Below are 23,230 nucleotides of genomic sequence, written 5' to 3' on the forward strand. Positions count from 1 at the left end.
GGGAAGTGGACGCGGCTGTGAGGAGCATCGTGAGCGAGGCGTGGATCATCGGCGGGGCGCGGACACCCCGCGGCAAGGGCAAGGAGTCCGGCGCCCTGCACGGCGTGCACCCGCAGGAGCTGCTCGCGCAGGTGCTGGTGGCGCTGGCCGAACGCACCGGGGTGGACCCGGTCGACGTGGACGACGTCGTGACCGGTAACGGCGACCAGCGCGACGACCACGGTGACGACATCGGCAGGCTCGCCGTGCTCGCGGCGGGGTGGCCGGTGTCCGTGCCGGGCGTGAGCCTGAACCGCTTCTGCGGCTCGGGTCAGCAGGCGGTGAACTTCGCGGCCATGGGGATCGCCGCCGGCTGGCAGGACCTGGTCGTGGGCGGCGGCGTCGAGTCGATGTCCCGGTACCGGGCCCGTATCGGCGGGTCCACACTGGACGGCGGGAATCCGGCGCTGCGCGCCAGGTACCCGATGGTGCCGCAGGGCATCTCGGCCGATCTCATCGCCACCCTGGAGGGGTTCACCCGCGCCGATGTCGACGGGTTCGCCGCGCGCAGCCAGGAGAAGGCCGCCAAGGCCGTCGCCGAGGACCGGTTCGCGGCGAGCATCGTGCCGGTGCGCGACCCCGGCGGCCGGGTGCTGCTCGACCACGACGAGCACCCGAGGCCACAGACCACAGTGGAGTCACTGGCCGCCCTGGAACCGGCGTTCGCCCGGGCCGGCGCGAAGGTCCGGGAGCCGGAAGGCGTGTCCTACGACCAGCTGTGCGCGCGGGTCTACCCGCAGGCCACCCGGATCGACCACGTGCACCACGCCGGCAGCTCGTCCGGCGTCGTGGACGGCGCGGCGGCGTTGCTGCTGGCCTCGGAGAGTTACGCGACCGCCCACGGACTGCGCCCGCGCGCCAGGGTGCGTGCCGTCGCTACCGCGGGCGCCGAGCCGGTGATCATGCTGACCGCACCCGGTCCGGCCGCCGAGATCGCGCTCGGCAAGGCCGGCATGGCGGTCGGTGACATCGACCTGTGGGAGATCAACGAGGCGTTCGCCGCGATCCCGCTGAAGGTGATCCGCGACCTCGGCATCGACGAGGAGAGGGTCAACGTCAACGGGGGCGCCATCGCGCTCGGCCACCCCATCGGCGCCACGGGCGCGATCCTGCTGCAGACCGTGCTCGACGAGCTGGAGCGCCGCGACCTCGGCACCGCGTTGGTCACCATGTGCACGGGCGGTGGCATGGGCACGGCCACGATCATCGAACGCGGGTAGTACCGGTGTACCCCGGCCGGCACGCGAAGGAGCGCCCGGCCGGCCCGCGATGGCCATGGCCGGTGCTCCACGAGCTGTACGGCGCGTCGGAGAGCTGCGGCCACTGCCACCACCTGGACGGGGCACTAGCGGGTGGACGTCGCCTTGAGCGGCGTGTCGGAGTCGCCCGCGGCCAGGCGCAGGCGGGCCAGCACGTCGGTCAGCCGGTGCTGGTCGTCGATGGTGCTGTTCGCGAGGCCGAACTCGGTGTCCCGCAGCGCATCGGTGGCCGACGCGACGAGCTTTCGCCCGTCGCCGGTGATCGACACGAGCGTCGCCCTGCGGTCGGTGGGGTGCGGGCTGCGGGCGATGAGCCCGCGGGTCTCCAGCCGGTCGGTGGCGAGCGTGGCGGTGGTCGCGTGGACCATGAGACTCCGGGCGAGCTGACTGATCAGGCGGGTGCCGGTTTCGCTGAGCTGCAACGTCATCAGCAGCATGTAGTCGGTCAGGTTCAGCTTGAGCGGGCGCAGCTCGGCCTCCACACCGTCCACCATGATCCGGTGCAGGCGCAGCAGCGAGCTCATCGCGATGAACGCCTCCTCGTGGTCGCCGAGGTCCTGCCTGCGCCAGAAATGACGGGCCCAGTCGACCGGATCGGTCAGGGATGACTGGGTCCGGCCGTCGGACCCCTTGCGGCTGGCTGCCATTCCCCGCTCCTGTCGTCCGTGCCGGTGTGTGCCACGCCGGCCGCAATAGGCCGCGTCCTCAACAGTCTAGTGCCAGACATCGTGCGGCACGCGGTGCCTTACCGGAATATCGCCTCGTCGTTCCCGACGGTGGCACGAGAAAGTCTAGTGGACTACTATTCAGTTCGCGAATATCGGCCGGCGGTCGGTCGGCAACGGTGACGATCGAGGAGTGGCATGGGAACGCTGGATGGTCAGGTGGCCGTCGTCACGGGTGCGGGTCGCGGTATCGGCCGCGAGCACGCGCTGCTACTCGCGGCCGAGGGCGCGGCGATCGTGGTGAACGACCTCGGCGGCGCCCAGGACGGTACCGGGGCCGAGGGCAGCCCAGCTCAGGATGTCGCCGCCGAGATCGTGGCCGGGGGCGGGCGCGCGGTCGCGAACGGCGACGACGTGGCCGACGCCAGTGGTGCGCAGCGCATCGTCGACACCGCCCTCGCGGAGTTCGGGCGGCTGGACATCGTGATCAACAACGCCGGCATCCTCCGCGACCGGGTCCTGGTCAACCTCACGGAGGACGACTGGGACCTCGTGGTCCGCGTCAACCTGCGCGGCACCTTCCTGGTCACCAAGGCGGCCGCGAACCACTGGCGGGGGCGCAGCAAGGCCGGCGAGGAGGTGCGCGCCTCGGTGGTCAACACGTCCAGCGAGTCGGGTGTGTTCGGCAACCCCGGCCAGGCGAACTACGCGGCGGCGAAGGCCGCGGTCGCCGCACTGACCCAGGTCGCGGCCAAGGAGCTGGCGCGGTACGGCGTGCGCGTGAACGCGATCCTGCCCCAGGCCCGCACCCGGCTCACCGAGGGCGCGTTCGGTGACTCCCTCGCCGCGAAGGACGGGTTCGACCGGTGGGACCCGGCCAACGTCTCTCCGTTCGTCGCGTACCTCGCCGGTTCGTCGTGCCCCATCTCGGGCGAGGTGTTCGTCGTCGGGGGCAGCCGGGTCCAGCGAGTCCGGCCGTGGGAGCGCGACCCGGGCTGGAAGCTGCAGACCGAGGGCCGCTGGACGGTCACCGACCTGGAGAAGGCCGTCGCCGACGCCGGTGTCCCGGAAGGTCAGAAGTGGACGGCCAACCCCGGCAAGGCCGCGCGATGAGCACCGGCGCCGCGACGGAGACCGCCGCGAACACCGCCACCGAGGCGCGGATGCCCGAGGCCGTGATCGACGACGCCATGATCGAGTCGATGCGCGCCAAGGTCGGGGTCGACCTGCGGATCGGTCACTCGGTCAACAACGAGGAGGCCACCCGTATCGCGGTCGCCAAGTTCGCCGGCGGCATCGGTGACGTGAATCCTCTGTGGACCGACGAGGAACGCGGCCGGGACTCCGACTACGGCGCCCCTGTCGCGCCGCCGTCGTTCGTCATCGGCTGCTTCTCCGGCATCCAGTTCGGGTGGCCCGGTCTCGGCTCGTTCCACTCGGCCACGGACATGGACCTGCTGGCCCCGATCCACTGGTACGACACGATTTCCGCGACGTGCCGCTACGACGGGTTCACCGGGCCACGCCCGTCGAAGTTCGCGGGCCGCATGGTCACCGACCACTTCACCAACACCTACCGCAACCAGCACGGCACGAAGGTGGCCGAGATCCGCTGGCAGGTGGTCAACTACGAGCGCGCGGCCGCGCGGGGCTCGAAGTCGGCACGCACGCCGCTCACCATCCCGCACCCGTGGACCGAGAACGAGATCGCCGAGGTCGAGCGCCGGGTGCTGGCCGAGTCGCCGCGTGGCGCCGAGCCGAGGCGGTGGGAGGACGTGGCGGTCGGCGACCCGTTGTCGTCGCTGACGAAGGGCCCGATCGGGCTGACCGACGAGGTCGCGTTCATCGCGGGTGGCGGCACCCCGATCCCGCGGCTCAAGGCCCACGCGGCCTCGCTCGTCGACTACGCCGAGCATCCTGCGTGGTCGTTCCGCGACCCCACGACCGGCGCGCAGGAACCGATCTACGCGGTGCACTACAACCAGGCGGCCGCCAACGCCATGGGCGTGGCGTTCCAGTACGACGTCGGGTTCCAGCGGCAGTGCTGGCAGATCCAGCTGATGACGCACTGGGCGGGTGACGCCGGCTGGGTCAAGCATCTCGAGGCGCAGTACCGAGGGTTCGTGTACCTGTCCGACGTGATCACCCTCGGCGGGGAGGTGACGGGCGCGGAGATCGACGCCGACGGCGAGCACGTCGTCCACGTCCGCACCTTCGCCCGCAACCAGCGCGGCGACGACGTCATGCCGGGCACCGCGACGGTCGCACTGCCCACCGCGGACGGACCGTCCCCGGTGAGGCGGCGGGCGAGGGTGTCATGACCACCGAGGCGGAACAGGCGCGGAGCGAACTGCGCGACGCGGTGCGGCGCTGCCTGGAGCGCGCCGACGGGCCGCGTCCGTACCTGGTCGGCGAGTCCGGCACGACGGAGACCTTCGACGCGAAGCTGTGGCGGGTGCTCGCCACCGAGGTCGGGGTCACCGGCCTGCTCGTGCCCGAGGACCTCGGCGGCGCAGGGGCGACGTTCGCCGACGTCTCGGTCGTGGCCGGGGAACTGGGCGGTGCGCTCGCACCCGTGCCGTTCTTCTCGACCGTCGCGCTGGCGACCAGCGCGCTGCTGGTGAACCGGGACGACGACGTCGCGAAGGAGGTGCTGGCGCGCGTCGCGGCGGGGACCACCGCGACGCTGCCGGGCCAAGGGGACTCGGGGCTGGCCGCACCGGGCGTGCGTGCCGTGCCGGACGCGGGTGCGTGGCGGCTGACCGGAGAACTCGGCCTCGTCGTCGACGGAGCGGATGCCGACGTCCTGCTCGTCCCCGCGGACACCGGTACGGGCACCGCGCTCTTCGTGGTCGAGGCGGGCGCAGCCGGGGTCCGGCGGGCGCCGCTCCGCACGCTCGACCTGACCCGGCCCCTGGCCGCGGTGACGCTGGACGGCGCGGCGGCCGCGCTCGTCGGCATCGAGTCCGGTGTCGGCGTCGGCCTGACCACGGCGCTCGACCTCGCCATCGTGCTGCTCGCCGTGGAACAGGTCGGTGGGGCGCAACGCTGTCTCGACGAGGCGGTCGCCTACGCCAAGGACCGCGTGCAGTTCGACCGTCCCATCGGGAGCTTCCAGGCCGTCAAGCACACCCTTGTGGACGTGCTGCTGGCGGTCGAGCTGGCCCGGTCGGCCGCCGAGTTCGCCGTCGCGGCCGCCGACGCGTACCTCGCCGCGCCGGGACCGGACACGGCGGCCGCGCTCGCACAGGCGGCGAGTATCGCGAAGGCGACGTGCTCCGAGGCGTACGTACACACCACCGAGGAGACGTTGCACGTCCACGGCGGCATCGGGTTCACGTGGGAGCACGACGCGCACCTGCACTACCGGCGGGCACGGGCGGGTGAGCTGTTCCTCGGCACCCCGCACGCCCATCGGGAACGGCTCGCCACCAGCGCGGGGCTGTCATGACCGACGTCCTGGTCGACCGCGCCGACGGTGTCGTCACCATCACCCTGAACCGGCCGGACAGGCGCAACGCGATCACCGGTCCGCTCGTGGAGGCCGCGATCCGGGCGGTCGAGGACGTCGCGCGCACCCCCGGCGACCGGGCCGTCGTGCTGACCGGCGCCGGTGGCGCCTTCTGTTCCGGCATGGACCTCGCGGCGCCGCTCGAGCCCGACGTGCTCACCTTCATGACCCGCGTCGGCCACCTCTGCGCGCTCCTGCACGACCTTCCCCGGCCCACCGTCGCGAAGGTGGCCGGGCCCGCGCTGGGCTTCGGCTGCAACCTGGCGTTCTGCTGCGACCTCGTGCTGGCGGGGGAGAGCGCGGTGTTCGGCGAGATCTTCGCCCAGCGCGGCATCGCGCTCGACGGCGGTGCGTCGTGGTCGCTGCCCCGGCTCGTGGGCCTCGCGAAGGCCAAGGAACTCGCGTTCTTCGGCGCCGAGGTGCCCGCACCCGAGGCCGAGCGGATCGGTCTGGTGAACCGGGTCGTGCCCGACGTCGAACTGGACGAGACCGTCGCCGACTGGGCCCAGCGGCTCGCCGACGGGCCGACCCTCGCGCTGTCGATGATGAAGTCCGCGCTGAACACCTCGTTCGAGACGCCGTTCCGCCGCGCGATCGACGGCGAGGCGCTCAACCAGGCCGTCGCGTTCCGGACCGCCGAGGCCAAGGAGGCAGGTCGCGCGTTCGCCGAACGACGGCCACCGCGCTTCCGGAAGGACTCGCATGACTGACGAACCGCTCGCCCGTGCCGAGATCACCGACGTCCTGTACCGCTCCCGGCGACCGACCGCGCAGGTGGACATGCGGCGACGACCGCGTTTAGTCTAGTGACCAACAATTTTGCAATGGAGCAATTGGAGGCGGTGTGCTCGAGCTGACCCTGTTGCAGGCCATGCGACTGAAGGGCCGGTTGTCCGCCGACGCGGCGGCGGCCTGCGTCGGTATGTCCGCGGACGACACGCGCTCCGCGCTCGACCGGCTGGTCGCCGAGGGACACGCCGCGGTCGCCGGCGCGGCGTTCCGCCTCGCGCCCGGGGGACGGGAACGCCTCGCCGCGCTGCTCGACGAGGAACGCGCCGCGGTCGACCAGGAGGCGCTCACCCGTGCCTACGCGGACTTCGACGAGATCAACACCGACCTGAAGAACCTCATCACCGCCTGGCAGCTGCGGGACCCGGGAACGCCCAACGACCACTCCGACGCGGCCTACGACGCCGAGGTGCTCGACCGGCTGGCCGCCCTGCACGAGCGTTTCACACCACTGCTGGACCGCGTCGCCGCCGCCGCGGCCCGCCTCGCGCCGTACCGGACCCGCTTCGGCACGGCGATCGACAAGGTTCGCGCGGGCGACCACACGTTCGTCGCCCGGCCCATCGCCGACAGCTACCACACCGTGTGGTTCGAGTTGCACGAGGAGCTGATCGGCCTGCTCGGGCGCACCCGTGCCGAGGAAGCGGCGGCCGGCCGGGCCGTCTGAGGCGCGCGGAGCGAACCAGAGATGTCGTGAGCGACCAGGAAGGACGGCGGCGATGACGTTGGTGTGGATGGGCGAGCACGCGGACCTCGACCGTGAGCTCGTCGGCGGCAAGGCCCACAGCCTCAACCGGATGCACGCACTCGGTTTGCCGGTACCGCCCGCGTTCGTGCTCACCACGGACGAGTGCGCCCGCTACAGCCGCCTCGGCAGGCTCGGCGACACGGTGCTCGACGCGCTCCGCTCCGCCGTCGCGACGCTGGAGGCACGCACCGGGCGCCGCTTCGGCGACACCCGGCGACCGCTGCTGGTGTCCGTCCGCTCCGGCGCCGCGACCAGCATGCCCGGCATGATGGACACCGTCCTCAACCTCGGCATCAACGACGAGGTCGAGGCGGCACTGCGGGCGAGCACCGGCGACGCGGCCTACGCGGCCGACACCCACCGCCGTTTCCGCCAGCAGTTCGCGCGGGTGGTCGGTACCGACGCGCCCGCCGATCCCTGGGCGCAGCTCGTGGCCGCGGTGTGCGCGGTGTTCGGTTCGTGGCAGTCGAAGCGGGCCGTCTCCTACCGCCGCCACCACCGGATCCCCGATGACGGCGGCACGTCGGTCACCGTCCAGGCGATGGTGTTCGGCAACCTCGACGACAACTCCGGCACCGGGGTGCTGTTCAGCCGCAACCCGCTCACCGGCGACGCGGAGCCCTACGGCGAGTGGCTCCCGCGCGGGCAGGGAGAGGACATCGTGTCCGGCGCGCACGACCCGCTGCCGCTCGCCACACTCGCCGCGCAGCTGCCCAAGGTGCACCACAGCCTGCTCGAGGCCGCCGCGCTGCTGGAGACCACCGGCCGGGACGTGCAGGACATCGAGTTCACCGTCGAGGCGGGCACGCTGTGGCTGCTGCAGTCCCGGTCGGCGAAGCGCTCCCCGGACGCGGCGGTGCGGCTCGCGGTCGCGCTGCACGACGACGGCGTGGCCGACGCCCACGAGGCGCTGCACCGGGTCACCCCGGAACAGGTCGCCGCGGTCTGCCGCCCTCGGATCACGCCGGAGGCACGCGCGGCGGCGAAGGTCGTGGCGCGGGGCGAGGCCGCGTGCCCGGGTGTCGCGAGTGGACGGGTGGTCGCCGACGTCGACACCGCGGAGTCGCTCGCGGACGAGGTCGACGTCGTGCTCGCCCGGCCGACCACCGACCCGGACGACGTGCCCGGCATGATCGTGTCCGCGGCCATCCTCACCGAGATCGGCGGCTCGACCTCGCACGCCGCGGTCGTGAGCCGGGAACTGGGCACCCCGTGCGTGGTCGGGTGCGGCGCCGGATCGCTCGCCGCGCTCGTCGGCACCGAGGTCACCGTCGACGGGTCCACCGGCGAGGTGTTCGCCGGCCGGGTGCCGCTGACGTCGGGCGATCCGGAGGACAACCCCGCGCTGGCGCGGCTGCTGGAGTGGGCGCGGGAGCGGGTGCCCGGACACCCCGGTGGGCCCGCCGAACTGGTGGCCGCCGCCCAGGCCGCGACCCGGTCCGCACGGCCGGTCGTGGCCACCCGCCGGGCCGGGTGACCCGCATGTACCTCACCTTCGTCCGGCACGGCGAGCCGGCCCGCGGTGTGCCGCACGACCCCGGCCTCACCGACCTGGGACGGCGGCAGGCGGCGGAGGCCGCCGCGTTCCTGTCCGAAGAGGACTATGCGGCGGTGTACGTGTCGCCGTTGCGCCGCGCCACCGAGACCGCGGCGCCCATCGCCGAGGCACTCGGGCTCGAACCCGTTGTGATGGACGGACTCGCCGAGTTCGACCGCGCCGCGCCGTACCGGCACTTCGAGGATCTCGTCGCGGCCGGGGACCCGAGGATCGAGGCGTACCTGCGTGGTGACCTGAGCGCGTGGGGGACGACCGCCGAGGCGTTCCGGTCCGCCGTCGCGGGCGCGGTCGACCGCATCGTCGCCGGGCACCCGGGCCGGCGGGTGGTGGTGGTCAGCCACGGCGGCGTCGCCAACGTCTTCTTCGCCGCGGTGCTCGGCATCGACCGGCTGGCGTTTCACTCGCCCGCCTACGGCAGCGTCAGCAGGGCGCGGGCCGGGGCGGGCCGGTACAGCCTCGTCAGCCTCAACGAGTGCGGCCACCTCAGCGGCCGCGCCGCGCTCAGCACGGCCACGACCAACTCGCAGTAGAGAGTGGGAGCAACCCGATGTCCGAGGACCGACCGGATGCCGACGCCCTGGCGCGGATGTACCGGCTGATGGTGACGACCACGCTGGCCGACGAGAAGTCGGTCAGGGAAGCCAAAGCCGGCCGCCTGCAGGCCGCGTTCTACCCCGTCCGCGGCCTGGAGGCGGTGTGTGCCGCGATCGCGGCGGCGCTGCGCCCCGGCGACCAGGTCGTCTCCACGTACCGCAACCTGGGTGACGCGCTGGCCAAGGGCGTGTCGCTGCGGTCGATCATGGCCGAGCTGTACGGCAGGCTCGGCGGCACCTCCAAGGGCAAGGGTGGCCCGATGCACCTGCACGACGCGAGTGTCGGGTTCATGGCGACCACCGGGATCGTCGGCTCCGGCCTGCCGATCGCGGCGGGACTCGGCCTCGCCGCACAACTCGACCAGAGCGACCGCGTGGTGCTGACGACCTTCGGCGACGGCGCGACCTCCATCGGCACCACCCACGAGGTGCTGAACCTCGCCGCGCTGTGGTCGCTGCCGGTGGTGTTCGTGTGCCAGAACAACCAGTGGGGCGAGCACACCCCGATCGCCGAGTACGCCGCGTCGACCGACCTGGCGCGGCGCGCCGCCGCGTACGGCCTGCGGGCGGAGCGGGTGGACGGGTTCGACCCGATCGCGACGTGGCGGGCGCTGAACTCGGCGCTGGCACACGCCCGGTCCGGCGCGGGGCCGGTGTTCCTGGAGTGCGTGACCTACCGGCTCACCGGGCACAGCGGCACCGCGGACTTCGGCTACGTGCCGAAGGAGGAGCTCGCCGCGGCGCTGGCCCGCGATCCCGCGCCGGCCTTCCGGACCTGGCTCGCCGAGGAGGGGCTGGTCACCACGGAACGCCTGGACGAGCTGGAGGCCGAGGCGAGCGCCGAGGTCGAGGACGCGTTCGCGTTCGCCGAGGCCAGTCCCGCGCCGGACGAGAACGACTTGCTGACCGACGTGTTCGCCGATGGGGACCTCTTCGTGCGGGAGCTGTCACGATGACTACTACACAGAGCCAGCCACAGAGCCAGCCACAGGGCCAGCCGCAGGGCCGGCCGCAGGGCCAGACTCAGGTGATGACCGCGGTCGCGGCCATGAACTCCGCGCTGGACCTGGAGATGGCCGCCGACGAGAAGGTCGTGCTGCTCGGCGAGGACATCGCCGATCCGGCCGGCGGAGTCTTCAAGGTCTCGAAAGGACTGTCCACGAAGTACGGCAAGCACCGGGTGCGGGCCACCCCGATCATCGAGCAGACCATCGTCGGCACGGCGGTCGGCCTCGCGCTCGGCGGGTACCGGCCGGTCGCCGAGATCATGTTCTTCGACTTCGTGGCGATGGCGATGGACCAGCTCGTCAACCACGCCGCCAAGTTCCGCTACATGTCCGGCGGGCACACGCCCGCGCCGATCACCGTGCGGACCGTCGTCGGCAGCAGCAGGTTCGGCGCCCAGCACGCGCAGTCGCTGGAGGCGTGGTTCATGCACACGCCCGGTATCAAGGTGGTCATGCCGTCCTCGCCCGCCGACGCCAAGGGATTGCTGACGTCCTGTGTGCGTGACGACGACCCGTGCCTGTTCATCGAGCACATCAACCTCGCCTTCTCCCGCAAGGAGGAGGTGCCCGTCGGCGAGTACACGGTGCCGCTCGGCAAGGCGAACGTGCTGCGCACCGGTGACGACGCCACGGTCATCACCTACGGCCCGCAGGTGCCGGTGGTGCTTGCCGCGGCGGAACGGCTCAGCGCCGACGGGATCGAGGCCGAGGTGATCGACCTGCGCTCGCTCGTGCCACTCGACCTGGAGACGGTGCTCGGGTCGGTCGCGCGCACGAGGCGTGCGGTCGTGGTGCACGAGGCGACCCGGTTCGCCGGACCCGGCGCGGAGATCGCGGCCCAGATCACCGAGCACCTCTTCGACGACCTGGCCGCGCCGGTGCGGCGGGTGGGCGGCGCGTACGTGCCGATCCCGTTCGCGCAGAGCCTGAACAGCCTGCCCACAGCCGACGACGTCGTCGCCGCCGTCACCGAGGTGACCAAGCGGTGAGCCCGGTGCAGCGGTGATCGAGGTGCTCGGTTTCGGCGCGCTTACTCCGCGCTCTGAGCCCGCTGGAAGTACGGGATCGTGCCGCTCGTGAGGCCGCCGTCCACGAGCAGTGTCTGCCCGGTCATGTACCGGGAGTCCGCGCGAGCGAGGAACGCCACCACGTCCGCGACCTCGGACGGGTCGCCGACCCGCCCGGCCGGGATCAACGCGGCCGTGCGGCGTTCCCGCTCCGGGTCGCTCTGCCGCACGGCCGATCCCTCGGTGGTGATGCGGCCGGGTGCGACAGCGTTGACCCGGATGCCCAGCGGCGCGTACTCCAGCGCCGCGAGCGCGGTCAGCGACCGCACCGCGGCCTTGGACGGCGAGTACATCCCGGTGCCGGGCACCGGCATCAGCGCCGACAAGGACGCGATGTTGACCACCGCGCCGCCCGCGCCGTGCGACAGGGGTTTCGCCAGTGCCTGCATGCACAGCAGGGTGCCGAGCACGTTGACGTCCATCACCTTGCGGAACGACTCGGGGGTCACGTCGGCGAGCTTCTCGAACAGGTAGATGCCCGCGTTGTTCACCAGCACGTCGAGGTCGTCGAGATCGTCGGCCACGGCCCGCACGGAGTCGGCGTCGGTGACGTCGCACCGCACGGCCGTGCCGTCCACCTCGGCCGCGACCCGCTTGGCGGAGGTCTCGTCGAGGTCGGCGACGACCACGGAGAACCCGTCGGCGGCGAGGCGGTGCGCGATCGCCCGCCCGATTCCCTGACCGGCTCCGGTCACCACTGCGTTGGGCACGCGTCACCACTCCTCGTCGAGATCCGGCCTGGCCCCAAAGTTATCGTGCCATCTATTATTGCTCAATAGACTATTTCGGAGGGCGTCGATGGCTGACGGAGGAACGGGTCCGCTGCGTGGTCTGCGCGTGGTCGAGATCGGGGGCATCGGTCCAGGGCCGTTCGCCGCGATGTTGCTTGCCGACATGGGTGCGGAGGTCGTCCGCGTGGACCGGCCCGGTCCGGTGCTGGACGAGCGGACCACGGCGGCGGACGTGCTGCAGCGCGGCCGCCGGTCGGTGGTGCTGGACCTGCGGCACCCGGACGGCGTGGCCGCACTGCTGTCACTGGTGGCGCGGGCCGACGTGCTGATCGAGGGCTTCCGGCCAGGGGTGATGGAGCGGCTCGGCGCGGGCCCTGCGGAGTGCCGTGCCCGCAACCCGCGCCTGGTGTACGGGCGGATGACCGGTTGGGGCCAGGACGGCCCGTGGGCGTCGATGGCGGGCCACGACGTCAACTACATCGCGCTCGCAGGCGCCCTGCACCCGCTGGGGCGTGCGGGCCATCCGCCCGCGGTGCCGGTCAACCTGCTCGGCGACTTCGGCGCGGGCGCGCTGTACCTGGTGGCCGGCGTACTGGCCGCGCTGTGGGAGGTGGGTCGATCGGGAAAGGGGCAGGTGGTCGACGCGGCGGTCGTCGACGGCGCGGCGTCGCTCACCACGATGCTGCACGGCATGCTCGCCGCCGGCTCGTGGCGCGACGAGCGCGGCGTGAACCTGCTCGACACCGGCCGCCCCTGGTACGACGTGTACGAGACCGCGGACGGCGGCTGGATGTCGGTCGGCCCGCTGGAAGGCCGGTTCTACGCGCAGCTCGCCGTCCGCCTCGGGCTGCCGGACGACCTGGCCAGGCGACCGGGGCCGAGCGAGTGGCCGCGGCTGCGGGCGGCGATCGCCTCGGCGTTCGCCCGGCGCACACGGGACGAGTGGGAGGCGGTCTTCGCGGGCACCGACGCGTGTGTGGCGCCGGTGCTTGGCCTGAAGGAGGCGGCCGAGCACCCACATCTGGCCGCCCGCACCACGTTCATCGAAGTGGACGGCGTGCGCCAGCCGGCACCCGCGCCCCGCTTCGACCGGACACCCGGCGCCGTGCAACGTCCACCGGCCCGCCGTGGCGAGCACACCCGTGAGGTGCTCGAGGAGTGGGGACTTTCCGATGTGGACGCCCTGCTCGCGTCGGGTGCCGCGGTCCAGAAAGGGAACTCATGACCATCAACGCCGACAGTCTCGGCGCCACCTCCGGCCCGAAGCACGTCGCGTGGACCGATCGCGACACCCTGTTGTACGCGTTGGGCGTCGGGGCGGGCGCGGCCGATCTGGCGCTGACGACGGAGAACTCGCACGGTGTCGCGCAGCAGGTGCTGCCGACGTTCGCGGTGGTCGTCGCGGCCGGTTTCGACGTGCTGCCCAAGATCGGCAAGGTCTCCTACAGCAGGATGCTGCACGGGTCCCAGGCCGTCCGCGTCCACCGGCCGCTTCCGCCGTCCGGCGCGCTGTCGGTGGTGGCCGAGGTCGCCGAGCTGCGGGACAAGGGCGAGGGTCGCAACGCGATCGTGGTGCTGGCCGGGCGGGGCAGCGACCCTGAGACCGGTGAGCTGGTCGCCGAGACCCGCACCACGCTGGTGTTCCGTGGCCAGGGCGGGTTCGGCGGCGAGCCCGGTGCCCGGGCGGTCGCGGTCGAGATCCCGGACCGCGCGCCGGACGAGACCGTCGAGGACCGGACCGACGACCGCCAGCCGTTGATCTACCGCCTCTCCGGCGACCGCAACCCGCTGCACAGCGATCCGTGGTTCGCCCGCGAGAAGGCCGGGTTCGCGAAGCCCATCCTGCACGGCCTGTGCACCTACGGCGTCGCGGGCCGCGCGCTGGTCACGGGCTTGTGCGACGGCGACCCGACCGCGCTCATGGCCGTGGCCGCCCGCTTCACCGCCCCCGTGTTCCCCGGCGAGCGGCTCGTCACGTCGATCTGGCGCACGGGCGAGCGGGCGGCGGTCTTCCGCACCGAGGCGTGCGCGGCGGACGGCGCCGACCGCCGCGTCGTGCTGGCCGACGGAGCGGCCGAACTGGCGGGCTCGGCCTGACTGCGCCGTCGCGTCCTGGTCCAGGTGGTAGCCACCGAAGAGCGCCGGGCCGCGCACGAGGACGCACCCGAAGCTCTAGTAGTCGACTATCTATTTATCGAGTGATAGCGTGGAATCGTTCGTGACGAGGAGGTCCACGATGGTGCGGGCCGCATGAGCGTGCCGCTGAGTCCGTACGACGAACTTCCGGTGAACACCGACCCGGGTTCGTCGACGGCGGCGCGAACGTCGTCCGTGTTCTCGGACGCGCGGGCGTGACACCCGAACAGCAAGCGGCTCGGACATGAGGAAGGGCAGGACGTGGGCGAGAAACTCGACCTCGGCGATCGTCGCATCACCTACCAGGACGTGCTCGACCTCGACAGCCGCGAGGTGCCGAAGCACCTGCGCGAGGAGTCCCGCGGCGACTTCGACTTCCACGAGGCGTCCATCGACCGCTACGTCTCGCGGGAGTGGCACGAGGCGGAGAAGAAGCACCTGTGGCGGCGGGTGTGGCAGTTCGCGTGCCGCGAGGAGCACATCCCGGAGGTCGGCGACCACATCGTCTACGAGATCGCCGGCGCGTCCTATGTCGTGATCCGCTCGGCGCCGGACACCATCCGCGCGTACCCGAACGCGTGCCTGCACCGCGGCCGCCAGCTCAAGCAGTACGCGGGACGGTGCGCGGAGATCCGGTGCCCGTTCCACGGCATCACCTGGCATCTCGACGGCACGCTCAAGCGCATCCCGGCGCCGTGGGAGTTCGAGCACGTCGACCCCGAGCGGTTCCAGCTGCCCCAGTGCGAGGTGGGCACGTGGGCGGGGTTCGTGTTCATCAACCCGGACCCGGACGCCGGGCCGCTGGAGTCCTACCTCGGCGACCTGGTCGACCAGTTCTCGGTCTGGTTCGCCGCGGAGCGCTACGTCGAAGCCCATGTGTCGAAGGTGATCCGGGCCAACTGGAAGGTGGCCCAGGAAGCGTTCATGGAGTGCTGGCACGCCCCGGCGACGCATCCGCAGACCGTGCCGTACGCGGCGTTCGGCGCCTGCCAGGTGGACGTCTACGACAACTTCGCCCGGTTCATCACGCCGTCGGAGGTCGTCGGTCCGATGATGCCGTGGGACCCGACGACCGAGGAGATGCTGCGCTCCACCATGGACGTGCGCATGGACGAGGAGCTGCCGGTGACCCCGGCACCGGACGAGACCGCGCGGCAGTTCATCGTCCGCGGTACGCGCGAGAAGTGGCGCGGTCTGGTGGGGGAACAGGTCGAGCAGTGGTCGGACGCCGACCTCGTCGACAACTTCACCTACACCGTCTTCCCCAACATGATGCCGTGGGGCGGCGTCCACAAGATCGTCTACCGGTTCCGGCCCAACGGCGACGACCACCGCACCTCGATCATGGAGGTGTTCCTGGTGGCGCCGTTCACCGGTGAGCGCCCGCCACCCGCGCGGGAGGTGGTGCTCGGCCCGGACGACCCGTTCGCGAGCGCCGGGCTCGGCATTCTCGGAAACGTGCTCGACCAGGACTGCGCCAACATGGAGAAGGTCCAGTTCGGACTGGAGTCGGCACACAAGCGGACGGTCACCTTCGCGTCCTACCAGGAGAACAATCTCAAGTGGATGCACCGGCTGATGGACCGGTACGTGCGGATGGACGGGGAATGAACGGCATCACCCACCCGTACTCCAGGGACGTGTACGAAGTGGACGACGACGACCGCACCCGGATCAAGGTCACCCGGCGCGACGGGACCGTCGGCTGGTTCGCCGCCGACGGCCGGTGGCTCGCGGGGGAGCGCTTCGAGGCGGACCTGCACCTGTGCGGCTGGCTCAGCGCACCACGCGGTGTGCACCGCATGGCCCCGCCTGCGCACTGACGTCCCGAGCCCGGAACGCCAGTGCGCGTCTCGGCGTCACGCCGAGCGGGACGTGAACGTGATTGGCAGTGACGTGATCCCGTGCAGCACGAAACTGCGGTGGAACGGCACCTCCCCGTCCGGCTGCGCCAGCGCGACGTCGGCGCAGCGCGCGAGCAGCACGTCCAGCGCCAGCTTGGCCTCCAGCCTGGCCAGGCTCATGCCGAGGCAGGCGTGCTCACCGCGGCCGAAACTGAGGTGGCGCGCCCGGTCCGTGTCGAGGTCGAGGTCGTCGGGGTGGCCGAAGACCTCGGGGTCGCGGTTGGTCGAGCCGGTGACCAGGTACAGGAGCTGGCCCTCGGGGATCGCGGTGCCGCCGAGGTCGACGTCGGTGGTGGTCACGCGCCAGATCCCCTGCACGGGCGGCTCGAGGCGGAGCACCTCCTCGATGAACTTCGGGAGTTCGGCAGGGTTGTCCCGCAACCGGGTCTGCACCCGCGGATCGGTGGCGAGCCGCCACACCGCGCTGGTGAGCAGGTTGGTCGTCGTCTCGTTGCCCGCCACCAGGAACTGCACCAGCATCTGGAGGATCTCGGCCTCGCTGAGCGGTTCCTCGCCACCCATCCGCGCCGCCAGCAGGTCGCTGAGCAGGTCGTCCACCGGCGACTCCCGCCGCACCGCCAGCTCTTCGGTGAAGTAGTCGTAGAACGCGTCGACCTTGTCGAAGATGTCGATGACCGCGTCGGTGTCGTGTTCGAGCGCGCCGACGCCCCTGGTGAACGCGTCCGACCACTGCTTGAACGTGTCCATCCGCTCCGGCGGCACCCCGAGCAGGGTCGCGATCATCGTCATGGGAATGGGCATGCTGAACGCAGGCACCACGTCCACCGGACTACCTGCCGGGAACGCGTCGATCAGCCGGTGCGCCAGGTCGTGGACCACGGTGTCCAACTCGGCTACGCGCCGGGGCGTGAAACCCGCGTTGACCAGCGCCCGCTGCCGCTTGTGCAGTGGTGGGTCGGCGAACAGCAGCACCCGTGCCTTGCTCAGCTCGATCCGGCGCGCGGCGGCGTTGCGGGTGCGCTCGGGCAGCGTCTCGTCGTCGACGATCCGTTGCGCGATGCCGGACACCGAACTCGGCCCACTGGCCAACCGGTTGGAGAACCGCTCGGTGTCGCGGAGCACGGCCAGCACGTCGTCGTGCCGGGTGACCAGCCAGCCGCTCAGCCGCTCGCTGTACACGACGGGCTGCTCGGCCCGCTGTGCGGCGTAGGCCGGGTACGGGCAGCGCACGACGTCGGGTTTGAGCGCGAGCAGGTCGTCCATGGCGCCAACTGGACAGGATGTGGCGGTGTGAGCCACGGAAGTCTCCTCAGAACGGTGTGTCACGGGTCGAGCACCAGCCGGCGGGTGCCGCGCCAAGGATGACGGGCAGATCGGGGTAGCCGCGTGCGTTCTCCAGCCAGATCTCGCACAACGCGGCGGTGCGGTACTCCATCTCTAGAGTTCCGTGCGGCGTGGTCGCCTCCTCGTCGTCGAGTCCGTCGGGTCCGACCTTGCCCGCAAAATAGTCGCATGACAAACTATTGAGGGTCAACATATCGGGAACGCGATGTCTTGTTCGACTCGTCGCGGTCGCGGGCAAGCCGGTCGGCTACCTGCGAACCGGACTTGGCGGGAACAACTCCTTGGGCAGGAGCCCCGGTCGATACCGCTGCGGCGGAACGCGGCGATCTCCGGGCCGGTGAGGTCGTCGACGAGGATCGTCAGGGGGCGGTTCGGGTGACGGAGTCGGTGCGGCGTTCGAGGAAGACCGTGTCGTGCCAGGTGTTGTCGAGTTGGGCGATGCGTTCGCGGACGCCGACGGTGCGGTAGCCGGCGGTGTGGTGCAGGGCGATGCTGGTGCGGTTCTCGGTGAAGACGGCGGTTTGCAGGGTCCAGAGGTCGGCCTGGTCGGCGGCGATGACCTGCTGGCGGATCAATGCTTTGCCGATGCCGCGGCCGCGGTGGCCGGCGGCGACGTAGATCGAGCTCTCGGCGACGCCGGCGTAGCACTCGCGGCCCGAGACGGGGGACAGGGCGGTCCACCCGACGACCTCGCCTGGTTCGTCCCGGAGCTCGGCGACCCAGCGGTGGCCGGTTAGCCAGGTGGCGTCGAGGGACGCGCGGCTGGGGACGGTGGTCTCGAAGGTCGCGATGCCGGTGGCGATGCCCTCGGTGTAGATGCGGCGTACGGCGGGCCAGTCGGCGGGCGCGAGCGCGCGGACGGTGACGTCGCCGGGCACGTCGGCGGGGCAGCAGGGGCGGGGGGCGAGCAGGCCCATGACGGCGTCGGCGGCGTGCGGCAGGCCGACGCAGCAGGCCTGGTTGACCGTCACGCGGGTGCTGGTGCCTTCCTTGTGCAGCAGCAGGAAGCCGACGTCGGCGAGCTTGCGGACGTGGTGGGAGCAGGTGGACTGGCTGATGCCCAGCAGCTCGGTCAACCGGCCGACGGTGATGCCGCCGGGGGTGGTGGCGACGGTGTGCAGCAGCCGCACCCGGGTCGGCTCCGCGAGGCTCGCGAACCACTCGGCGTAGGTCGCGGCCTCCTGCTCCGGCAGAACGGGCGGGGCGGTGGTCGTCATGCCGCCGATTATCGATACGGATCGATGATGAGTCAATCGAGGGTGAGCTGGTGGACCGTGGCGACCATCGATCCGAAGCGATGATTGCATTCATCGAAGTGGGTCGATACTGTCGCCGCAGTCAATCGAGCAGGATCGATGAATGGAGTCGTGATGTCGGAGCTTCCCGTCGTGGTGGTCGGCGCCGGGCCGGTGGGCTTGGCCGCCGCGGCAGAACTCGTCGAGCGCGGCCTGGAGCCACTGGTGCTGGAGAAAGCGGGCCAGGCCGGTGCGGCGGTGGCGCAGTGGCATCACGTGCGGTTGTTCTCCCGGTGGGCCGAACTGGTTGCTCCGGCGGCGCGGCGGTTGCTGGAGTCGCGCGGCTGGACGCATCCGGTCGAGGACGAGTACCCGACGGGCGCGGAATGGGCGGAGCGTTATGTGGTGCCGCTGGGGGACGCGCTGGGGAAGCGGGTCCGGCTCGGCGCGGAGGTGGTGGGCGTGGCCCGGCGGGGGCGGGACCGGGTGGTCGACGCGGGCCGGGACACCGAGCCGCTGACCGTGCACGTCCGTACGGCGGCCGGTGCGGAGCGCATCACCGCGCGGGCGGTGGTCGACGCGTCCGGAACGTGGGGCTCGCCCAACCCGCTCGGTGGTGACGGGCTTCCCGCGATCGGCGAGGCGGCGGCGGTGGACCGGATCGCCTACCAGGTGCCGAACCTGGACGACGCCGAAGTGCGAGCTCGGTACGCGGGCCGGCACGTGGTGGTCGCCGGCAGCGGGCACTCGGCGTTGACCGCATTGGTGGCGTTGTCCGGGGTGGCCGACACGGAGCCGGCTACGCGGATCACCTGGCTGTTGCGGCGAGGCGCGGTCGGCGCGGTCTTCGGCGGCGGCGAGGCCGACCAGTTGCCCGCGCGCGGGGCGCTGGGGCAGCGGGCGAAAGCCGCGGTCGAGGCCGGGTACGTCGAGGTCGTGACCGGGTTCCGGACCGAGCGGATCGAGCGGGACGACACCGGGCGGCTGGCGCTCCTGTCGGCCGACGGGCCCAAGGTGTCCGATGTGGACGAGGTGGTGGTGCTGGCCGGGTTCCGGCCGGACCTGTCGTGGCTGTCGGAGCTGCGCCTGGCGCTGGACGCGACGCTGCAGGCGCCGGTCGCGCTGGCGCCGCTGATCGACCCGAACGTGCACTCCTGCGGCACCGTCTACCCGCACGGCGTCAAGGAGCTGGCCCACCCGGAGCCGGGCGTGTTCCTGGCCGGGATGAAGAGCTACGGCCGCGCCCCGACGTTCCTCGCGATGACCGGCTACGAGCAGGTCCGCTCGATCGCGGCCGACCTCGCCGGTGACCGGGCCGCCGCGGAGCGGGTCGAGCTCGTGCTGCCGGAGACCGGGGTGTGCGGCGGCGCGGGCGTGTTCGACGACCCCGGGCAGAACCAGTCCGGTGGCTGCTGCGCTCCGGCCGCGCCCGAGCTGCTCACGTTGTCGGCGCCGTCGGCGCGATGACCGGTCTGCGCGGCGGCCGACGACCACCGCGCCGGGGGACCCGGATCACCAGCGCCGGCTGAGGTGATGATCGGCAGTTGACTTCCATCTCTATGTCAATGACCATTGAGTCAATGAACGTTGAGTGGTCTTCGTCGGTGGTGGAGCGAGCGCGGCTGCACGCGGCGCTCGGCGAGCCGGCGCGGCTGGCGGTCGTCGACCGGTTGCTGCTCGGTGACGCGTCGCCGGGGGAGATCGGGCGGGAGCTGGGGCTGGCGAGCAACTTGCTGGCGCATCACGTGAAGCTGCTCGACCAGGCGGGGGTGCTCGAGCGGTCACGTTCGGAGGGGGATCACCGGCGCACGTACCTGCGGCTGCGGCCGGCCGCGTTGGCCGGTCTCACCCCGGCCGGTGGGCTGCTTGCGCCGCGGGTGGTGTTTGTGTGCACGCACAACTCGGCGCGTTCGCAGCTGGCCGCGGCGTTGTGGAAGCGGCGCAGCAGGGTGCCGGCGGCGTCGGCGGGTACCGAGCCCGCGCGGCGGGTCCACCCGCTGGCGGTTGTGGCCGCGCGGGGGCATGGACTGTCGCTGTCCAGGGCTCGCACCGCGCACGTCAACTCGGTGCTACGGCCGGACGACCTGGTGGTCGCGGTGTGCGACAACGCCCACGAGCAACTCGCGGATCAGGCCGGCGGGCGGCTGCACTGGTCGGTGCCCGACCCGGTCCGCGCCGGCACCGACGCCGCGTTCGACCGGGCTTTCCGCGACCTGGCCGAGCGGGTCGACCGGCTGGCACCTGCTGTTCACCTCGACGGAGGACACGATGACTGACACTTCCCACCACCCTGATCTGAGCATCGACCAGCAGGTGGCGTTGCGCACCGCCGCGACCCGCCTGCGGGGCGAGTTCGAGGGGATGTTCGGAGAGGACACCATCGAACGGTTCCTGCACACCAGCTACGACCAGTTCGCCGCGCACAGCACCATCCCGCGGTTCCTGCCGCTGCTCGCCGAGCGCTTCGCTCGCCAGCGGCTGCACGCCCTGGCCCGGGTGGAGGGCCACCACGACGGCAAGCCGACCGTGCTGTTCCTGTGCGTGCACAACGCCGGCCGCAGCCAGATGGCGCTCGGGTTCTTCCAGCATCTCGCGGGCGACCGCGCGGTGGCGTGGTCCGGCGGCTCCGAGCCCGGCTACGAGATCAACCCGTCGGCGATCGCGGCGATGACCGAGCGGGACATCGACATCTCGGGCGAGTTCCCGAAGCCGTGGACCGACGAGATCGTCCGCGCCGCGGACGTCGTGATCACCATGGGCTGCGGCGACGCCTGCCCGGTGTTCCCCGGGAAGCGCTATCTCGACTGGACCCTCGACGACCCGGCCGGCAAGAGCGTCGAGGACGTCCGGCCCGTCCGTGACGAGATCGAGCGACGGGTCCGCGGCCTGCTCGACGAGCTCGGCGTCCTCACCAGCTGACCGGCACCGTCGACAAGGGAGCGTCGAGTGTTCCGCAAGCTGACCGCGGAGTTCCTGGGCAGCGCGCTGCTCGCCGCGCTGGTGATCGGGTCCGGCATGGCCGCGCAGCGCCTCTCACCGGGCGACACCGGCCTCCAGCTGCTGGAGAACGCGGCCGCCACCGCCGCCGGCCTCTACGCGATCATCCTCATGTTCGGCCCCATCAGCGGCGGGCACTTCAACCCGGTCGTGTCGCTCGCCGACGCCGCGCTCGGTGCGCTGCCGTGGCGGCACGCGCTGGCCTACGTGCCGGCCCAGATCCTCGGCTGCATCGCCGGCGCGGTCCTCGCCAACGGCATGTTCTCGACCGACCTGATCAGCATCAGCACGACCCCGCGAGCGACTCTCGCCCACGGCGTGTCAGAGATCGTGGCCACGCTGTGCCTGCTGCTGGTGATCTTCTCGCTGGTCCGCACCGGTCGCGCAGACCGTGCGCCGGCCGCGGTGGGCGCCTACATCGGCGCGGCCTACTTCTTCACCAGCTCCACCAGCTTCGCCAACCCCGCGATCACGATCGGCCGCATGTTCAGCGACAGCTTCGCCGGCATCGCGCCATCCTCCGCGCCGGCATTCATTGTCGCGCAACTGTGCGGTGGGGCCGTGGCCGTGCCGCTGATCCGTGGGCTGTACCCGGCCACCACAACTGACGCCGCCGGAGGCAAGAACGGTGAACTGGTGGGTCGTCAGGTCACGTGAGTAGGTCACCGAAGATCCGGCGCCCGAGGAGCTCGGCGTCGGCGGGGGAGATGATCTCGCCCGCGATGTGGGGGTGGGCGTGGGTCCACGTGGCGGCGGTGTGGTGATCGGTGAACAGGTTGAGGTGGTCGCAGCAGGTGTCGGCGGATGGGCCGTCGCCCGCGTTGGCGCCGACGAACACGACGGCCGTCGCTGGGTCCCATGTGGACTGTCCATTGGCGAGGGTGACGCTGATGGGGCGGTCGGTGGTCGGGTCGGTGGTGGTGATGACGGCGTCGAGGTCGAGCATGGCTGGCATGCCGAGTGCGTCGACGGCGCACATCGCGTACACGTCGACGCCGGTGGCGAGCCGGACCCGGTGCCGCGTGGGCACCGCGGAGAACGGGTAGGCGAGGAGGATCTGTCCGTCTCGGCCGAGTCGGATGGTGTCGGTCTCGTGCAGCCGGCTCGCCACCTGTTCGGCGTGCCCGGTGATCCGTCCGAGGTCGGTGAGCGTCGGCGGGCGGCCGGTGGCGGCGAAGGCACGCAGGACGGCGTGGTGCACCGCGCGGTCCGTGGGGTCGACGGGTGCACGGCGCCGCCGCGCGGTCCGCAACGCCTCCGCGGCCGGCGAGCAGCATTCGCCGAGCTCACCGTCGGCGTCGGTGTGGCACTGGTCGCCCAGGAGGACTTGGCGGAGGGCGGCTACCGGCGGTGCGCCTTCGACGTGACCGTCCTCGCCGGGATAAAGCCGACAGGACACGCTCGGTGCGAGGCCGGGTCTGGCGAACGGGTCCGTTCCGTCGATCAGCAGCGTGGGCGACCCGGTCATGCCCATCGCCACGGCGGTGTCGAGGTCCTCGATCACCTGACGAGTCACGTCCAGCTCCTCGGCGTGGGCCTGGCGGAGGCGGCGCTCGAGCAGGGCGACGCTCGGGCAGTCCGGAACGTGCAGGATCTCCACTGTCATCACGGTTCTCCTCGGTCGGCCAGCAAGGCTGCTGGTTCGCACGCCACCATCCTGAACCCTGTACCTGCCTACCGGGTCAA

24 protein-coding genes are annotated in these 23,230 nt (G+C 71.7%); 18 read left to right on the top strand and 6 right to left on the bottom strand.

The features are described 5' to 3' along the window. The first annotated feature begins 29 nt into the window (after positions 1 to 29). The gene (locus tag VGD70_RS06245; protein ID WP_349257499.1) at positions 30 to 1,259 is read left to right on the top strand and encodes an acetyl-CoA C-acetyltransferase; all 1,230 of its coding nucleotides are present in this window, start codon (positions 30 to 32) and stop codon (positions 1,257 to 1,259) included. A 125-nt stretch (positions 1,260 to 1,384) separates the two neighbouring features. Here the strand turns inward: VGD70_RS06245 and VGD70_RS06250 are convergent, their stop codons facing one another. Further along, the gene (locus VGD70_RS06250) at positions 1,385 to 1,945 is read right to left on the bottom strand and encodes a MarR family transcriptional regulator (protein ID WP_331079036.1); all 561 of its coding nucleotides are present in this window, start codon (positions 1,943 to 1,945) and stop codon (positions 1,385 to 1,387) included. 216 nt (positions 1,946 to 2,161) lie between these two features. On the opposite strand from VGD70_RS06250, the gene VGD70_RS06255 reads away from it, so the two are divergent. The 9 genes from VGD70_RS06255 to VGD70_RS06295 all read left to right on the top strand — a co-directional run bounded on the left by VGD70_RS06255 (position 2,162) and on the right by VGD70_RS06295 (position 11,158). After that, positions 2,162 to 3,076: an SDR family oxidoreductase gene (locus VGD70_RS06255; protein WP_331079038.1), complete on the top strand. Its 915-nt coding sequence runs from the start codon at positions 2,162 to 2,164 to the stop codon at positions 3,074 to 3,076. Beyond that, on the top strand, positions 3,073 to 4,284 hold the full coding sequence (locus VGD70_RS06260; RefSeq protein WP_331079040.1) for an FAS1-like dehydratase domain-containing protein: 1,212 nt from the start codon (positions 3,073 to 3,075) through the stop codon (positions 4,282 to 4,284). The genes VGD70_RS06255 and VGD70_RS06260 overlap by 4 nt, the downstream gene beginning before the upstream one ends. Then, positions 4,281 to 5,414 (top strand): acyl-CoA dehydrogenase family protein, encoded by a 1,134-nt coding sequence (locus VGD70_RS06265; RefSeq protein WP_331079042.1) that lies wholly within the window; start codon positions 4,281 to 4,283, stop codon positions 5,412 to 5,414. The genes VGD70_RS06260 and VGD70_RS06265 overlap by 4 nt, the downstream gene beginning before the upstream one ends. Then, positions 5,411 to 6,184 (top strand): enoyl-CoA hydratase/isomerase family protein, encoded by a 774-nt coding sequence (locus VGD70_RS06270; RefSeq protein ID WP_331079044.1) that lies wholly within the window; start codon positions 5,411 to 5,413, stop codon positions 6,182 to 6,184. The genes VGD70_RS06265 and VGD70_RS06270 overlap by 4 nt, the downstream gene beginning before the upstream one ends. Positions 6,185 to 6,318: 134 nt before the next feature. Then, entirely contained in the window at positions 6,319 to 6,930 is a 612-nt protein-coding gene (locus VGD70_RS06275) for a hypothetical protein (protein WP_331079046.1), read from the top strand. 52 nt (positions 6,931 to 6,982) lie between these two features. Beyond that, entirely contained in the window at positions 6,983 to 8,488 is a 1,506-nt protein-coding gene (locus tag VGD70_RS06280) for a pyruvate, phosphate dikinase (RefSeq protein WP_331079048.1), read from the top strand. Positions 8,489 to 8,493: 5 nt separating this feature from the next. Further along, a complete protein-coding gene (locus VGD70_RS06285) occupies positions 8,494 to 9,099 on the top strand; it encodes a histidine phosphatase family protein (RefSeq protein ID WP_331079050.1) in 606 nt (201 codons plus the stop codon). A 17-nt stretch (positions 9,100 to 9,116) separates the two neighbouring features. Then, positions 9,117 to 10,118 (top strand): thiamine pyrophosphate-dependent dehydrogenase E1 component subunit alpha, encoded by a 1,002-nt coding sequence (locus tag VGD70_RS06290; protein WP_331079052.1) that lies wholly within the window; start codon positions 9,117 to 9,119, stop codon positions 10,116 to 10,118. Next, entirely contained in the window at positions 10,115 to 11,158 is a 1,044-nt protein-coding gene (locus tag VGD70_RS06295; RefSeq protein WP_331079054.1) for an alpha-ketoacid dehydrogenase subunit beta, read from the top strand. The genes VGD70_RS06290 and VGD70_RS06295 overlap by 4 nt, the downstream gene beginning before the upstream one ends. Positions 11,159 to 11,199: 41 nt before the next feature. On the opposite strand, the gene VGD70_RS06300 is transcribed toward VGD70_RS06295, so the two are convergent. Continuing rightward, on the bottom strand, positions 11,200 to 11,946 hold the full coding sequence (locus VGD70_RS06300; protein WP_331079056.1) for a glucose 1-dehydrogenase: 747 nt from the start codon (positions 11,944 to 11,946) through the stop codon (positions 11,200 to 11,202). Positions 11,947 to 12,034: 88 nt separating this feature from the next. Here VGD70_RS06300 and VGD70_RS06305 point away from each other — a divergent pair, with 88 nt between their 5' ends. The 4 genes from VGD70_RS06305 (at position 12,035) to VGD70_RS06320 (ending at position 15,926) form a co-directional block, all read left to right on the top strand. After that, on the top strand, positions 12,035 to 13,192 hold the full coding sequence (locus VGD70_RS06305; RefSeq protein WP_331079058.1) for a CaiB/BaiF CoA-transferase family protein: 1,158 nt from the start codon (positions 12,035 to 12,037) through the stop codon (positions 13,190 to 13,192). Continuing rightward, positions 13,189 to 14,064, top strand: coding sequence for a MaoC/PaaZ C-terminal domain-containing protein (locus VGD70_RS06310; RefSeq protein ID WP_331079060.1), 876 nt, complete (start codon positions 13,189 to 13,191; stop codon positions 14,062 to 14,064). Before VGD70_RS06305 ends, VGD70_RS06310 begins: the two co-directional genes overlap by 4 nt. A 300-nt stretch (positions 14,065 to 14,364) precedes the next feature. Beyond that, positions 14,365 to 15,714 (top strand): aromatic ring-hydroxylating dioxygenase subunit alpha, encoded by a 1,350-nt coding sequence (locus VGD70_RS06315; protein WP_331079062.1) that lies wholly within the window; start codon positions 14,365 to 14,367, stop codon positions 15,712 to 15,714. After that, a complete protein-coding gene (locus VGD70_RS06320; protein WP_331079064.1) occupies positions 15,711 to 15,926 on the top strand; it encodes a hypothetical protein in 216 nt (71 codons plus the stop codon). The genes VGD70_RS06315 and VGD70_RS06320 overlap by 4 nt, the downstream gene beginning before the upstream one ends. Positions 15,927 to 15,962: 36 nt before the next feature. On the opposite strand, the gene VGD70_RS06325 is transcribed toward VGD70_RS06320, so the two are convergent. The 3 genes from VGD70_RS06325 to VGD70_RS06335 form a co-directional block, all read right to left on the bottom strand. Then, complete coding sequence (locus tag VGD70_RS06325) at positions 15,963 to 17,231, bottom strand: cytochrome P450 (protein ID WP_331079066.1); 1,269 nt, start codon at positions 17,229 to 17,231, stop codon at positions 15,963 to 15,965. 46 nt (positions 17,232 to 17,277) lie between these two features. Next, on the bottom strand, positions 17,278 to 17,505 hold the full coding sequence (locus VGD70_RS06330; RefSeq protein ID WP_331079067.1) for a hypothetical protein: 228 nt from the start codon (positions 17,503 to 17,505) through the stop codon (positions 17,278 to 17,280). A gap of 166 nt (positions 17,506 to 17,671) precedes the next feature. Continuing rightward, positions 17,672 to 18,529 carry a helix-turn-helix domain-containing GNAT family N-acetyltransferase gene (locus tag VGD70_RS06335; RefSeq protein WP_331079069.1) on the bottom strand — a complete coding sequence of 286 codons (858 nt, stop codon included), beginning with the start codon at positions 18,527 to 18,529 and terminating at the stop codon, positions 17,672 to 17,674. 153 nt (positions 18,530 to 18,682) lie between these two features. Here VGD70_RS06335 and VGD70_RS06340 point away from each other — a divergent pair, with 153 nt between their 5' ends. From VGD70_RS06340 to VGD70_RS06355, 4 genes are all read left to right on the top strand, one after another. Beyond that, positions 18,683 to 20,014 (top strand): FAD-dependent oxidoreductase, encoded by a 1,332-nt coding sequence (locus VGD70_RS06340; RefSeq protein ID WP_331079071.1) that lies wholly within the window; start codon positions 18,683 to 18,685, stop codon positions 20,012 to 20,014. A 113-nt stretch (positions 20,015 to 20,127) separates the two neighbouring features. After that, positions 20,128 to 20,823, top strand: a complete 696-nt coding sequence (locus VGD70_RS06345) for an ArsR family transcriptional regulator (protein ID WP_331079074.1) — start codon at positions 20,128 to 20,130, stop codon at positions 20,821 to 20,823. After that, positions 20,816 to 21,466: an arsenate reductase ArsC gene (locus VGD70_RS06350; protein WP_331079075.1), complete on the top strand. Its 651-nt coding sequence runs from the start codon at positions 20,816 to 20,818 to the stop codon at positions 21,464 to 21,466. Before VGD70_RS06345 ends, VGD70_RS06350 begins: the two co-directional genes overlap by 8 nt. 27 nt (positions 21,467 to 21,493) lie before the next feature. Further along, the gene (locus tag VGD70_RS06355; protein ID WP_331079076.1) at positions 21,494 to 22,201 is read left to right on the top strand and encodes an MIP/aquaporin family protein; all 708 of its coding nucleotides are present in this window, start codon (positions 21,494 to 21,496) and stop codon (positions 22,199 to 22,201) included. Here the strand turns inward: VGD70_RS06355 and VGD70_RS06360 are convergent. Continuing rightward, positions 22,194 to 23,150 (bottom strand): alkylmercury lyase family protein, encoded by a 957-nt coding sequence (locus tag VGD70_RS06360; protein WP_331079077.1) that lies wholly within the window; start codon positions 23,148 to 23,150, stop codon positions 22,194 to 22,196. The genes VGD70_RS06355 and VGD70_RS06360 overlap by 8 nt on opposite strands. Positions 23,151 to 23,230: the final 80 nt, after the last annotated feature.

It is taken from the genome of Actinophytocola sp. (genome assembly GCF_036402745.1).
Taxonomy (GTDB): domain Bacteria; phylum Actinomycetota; class Actinomycetes; order Mycobacteriales; family Pseudonocardiaceae; genus Actinophytocola.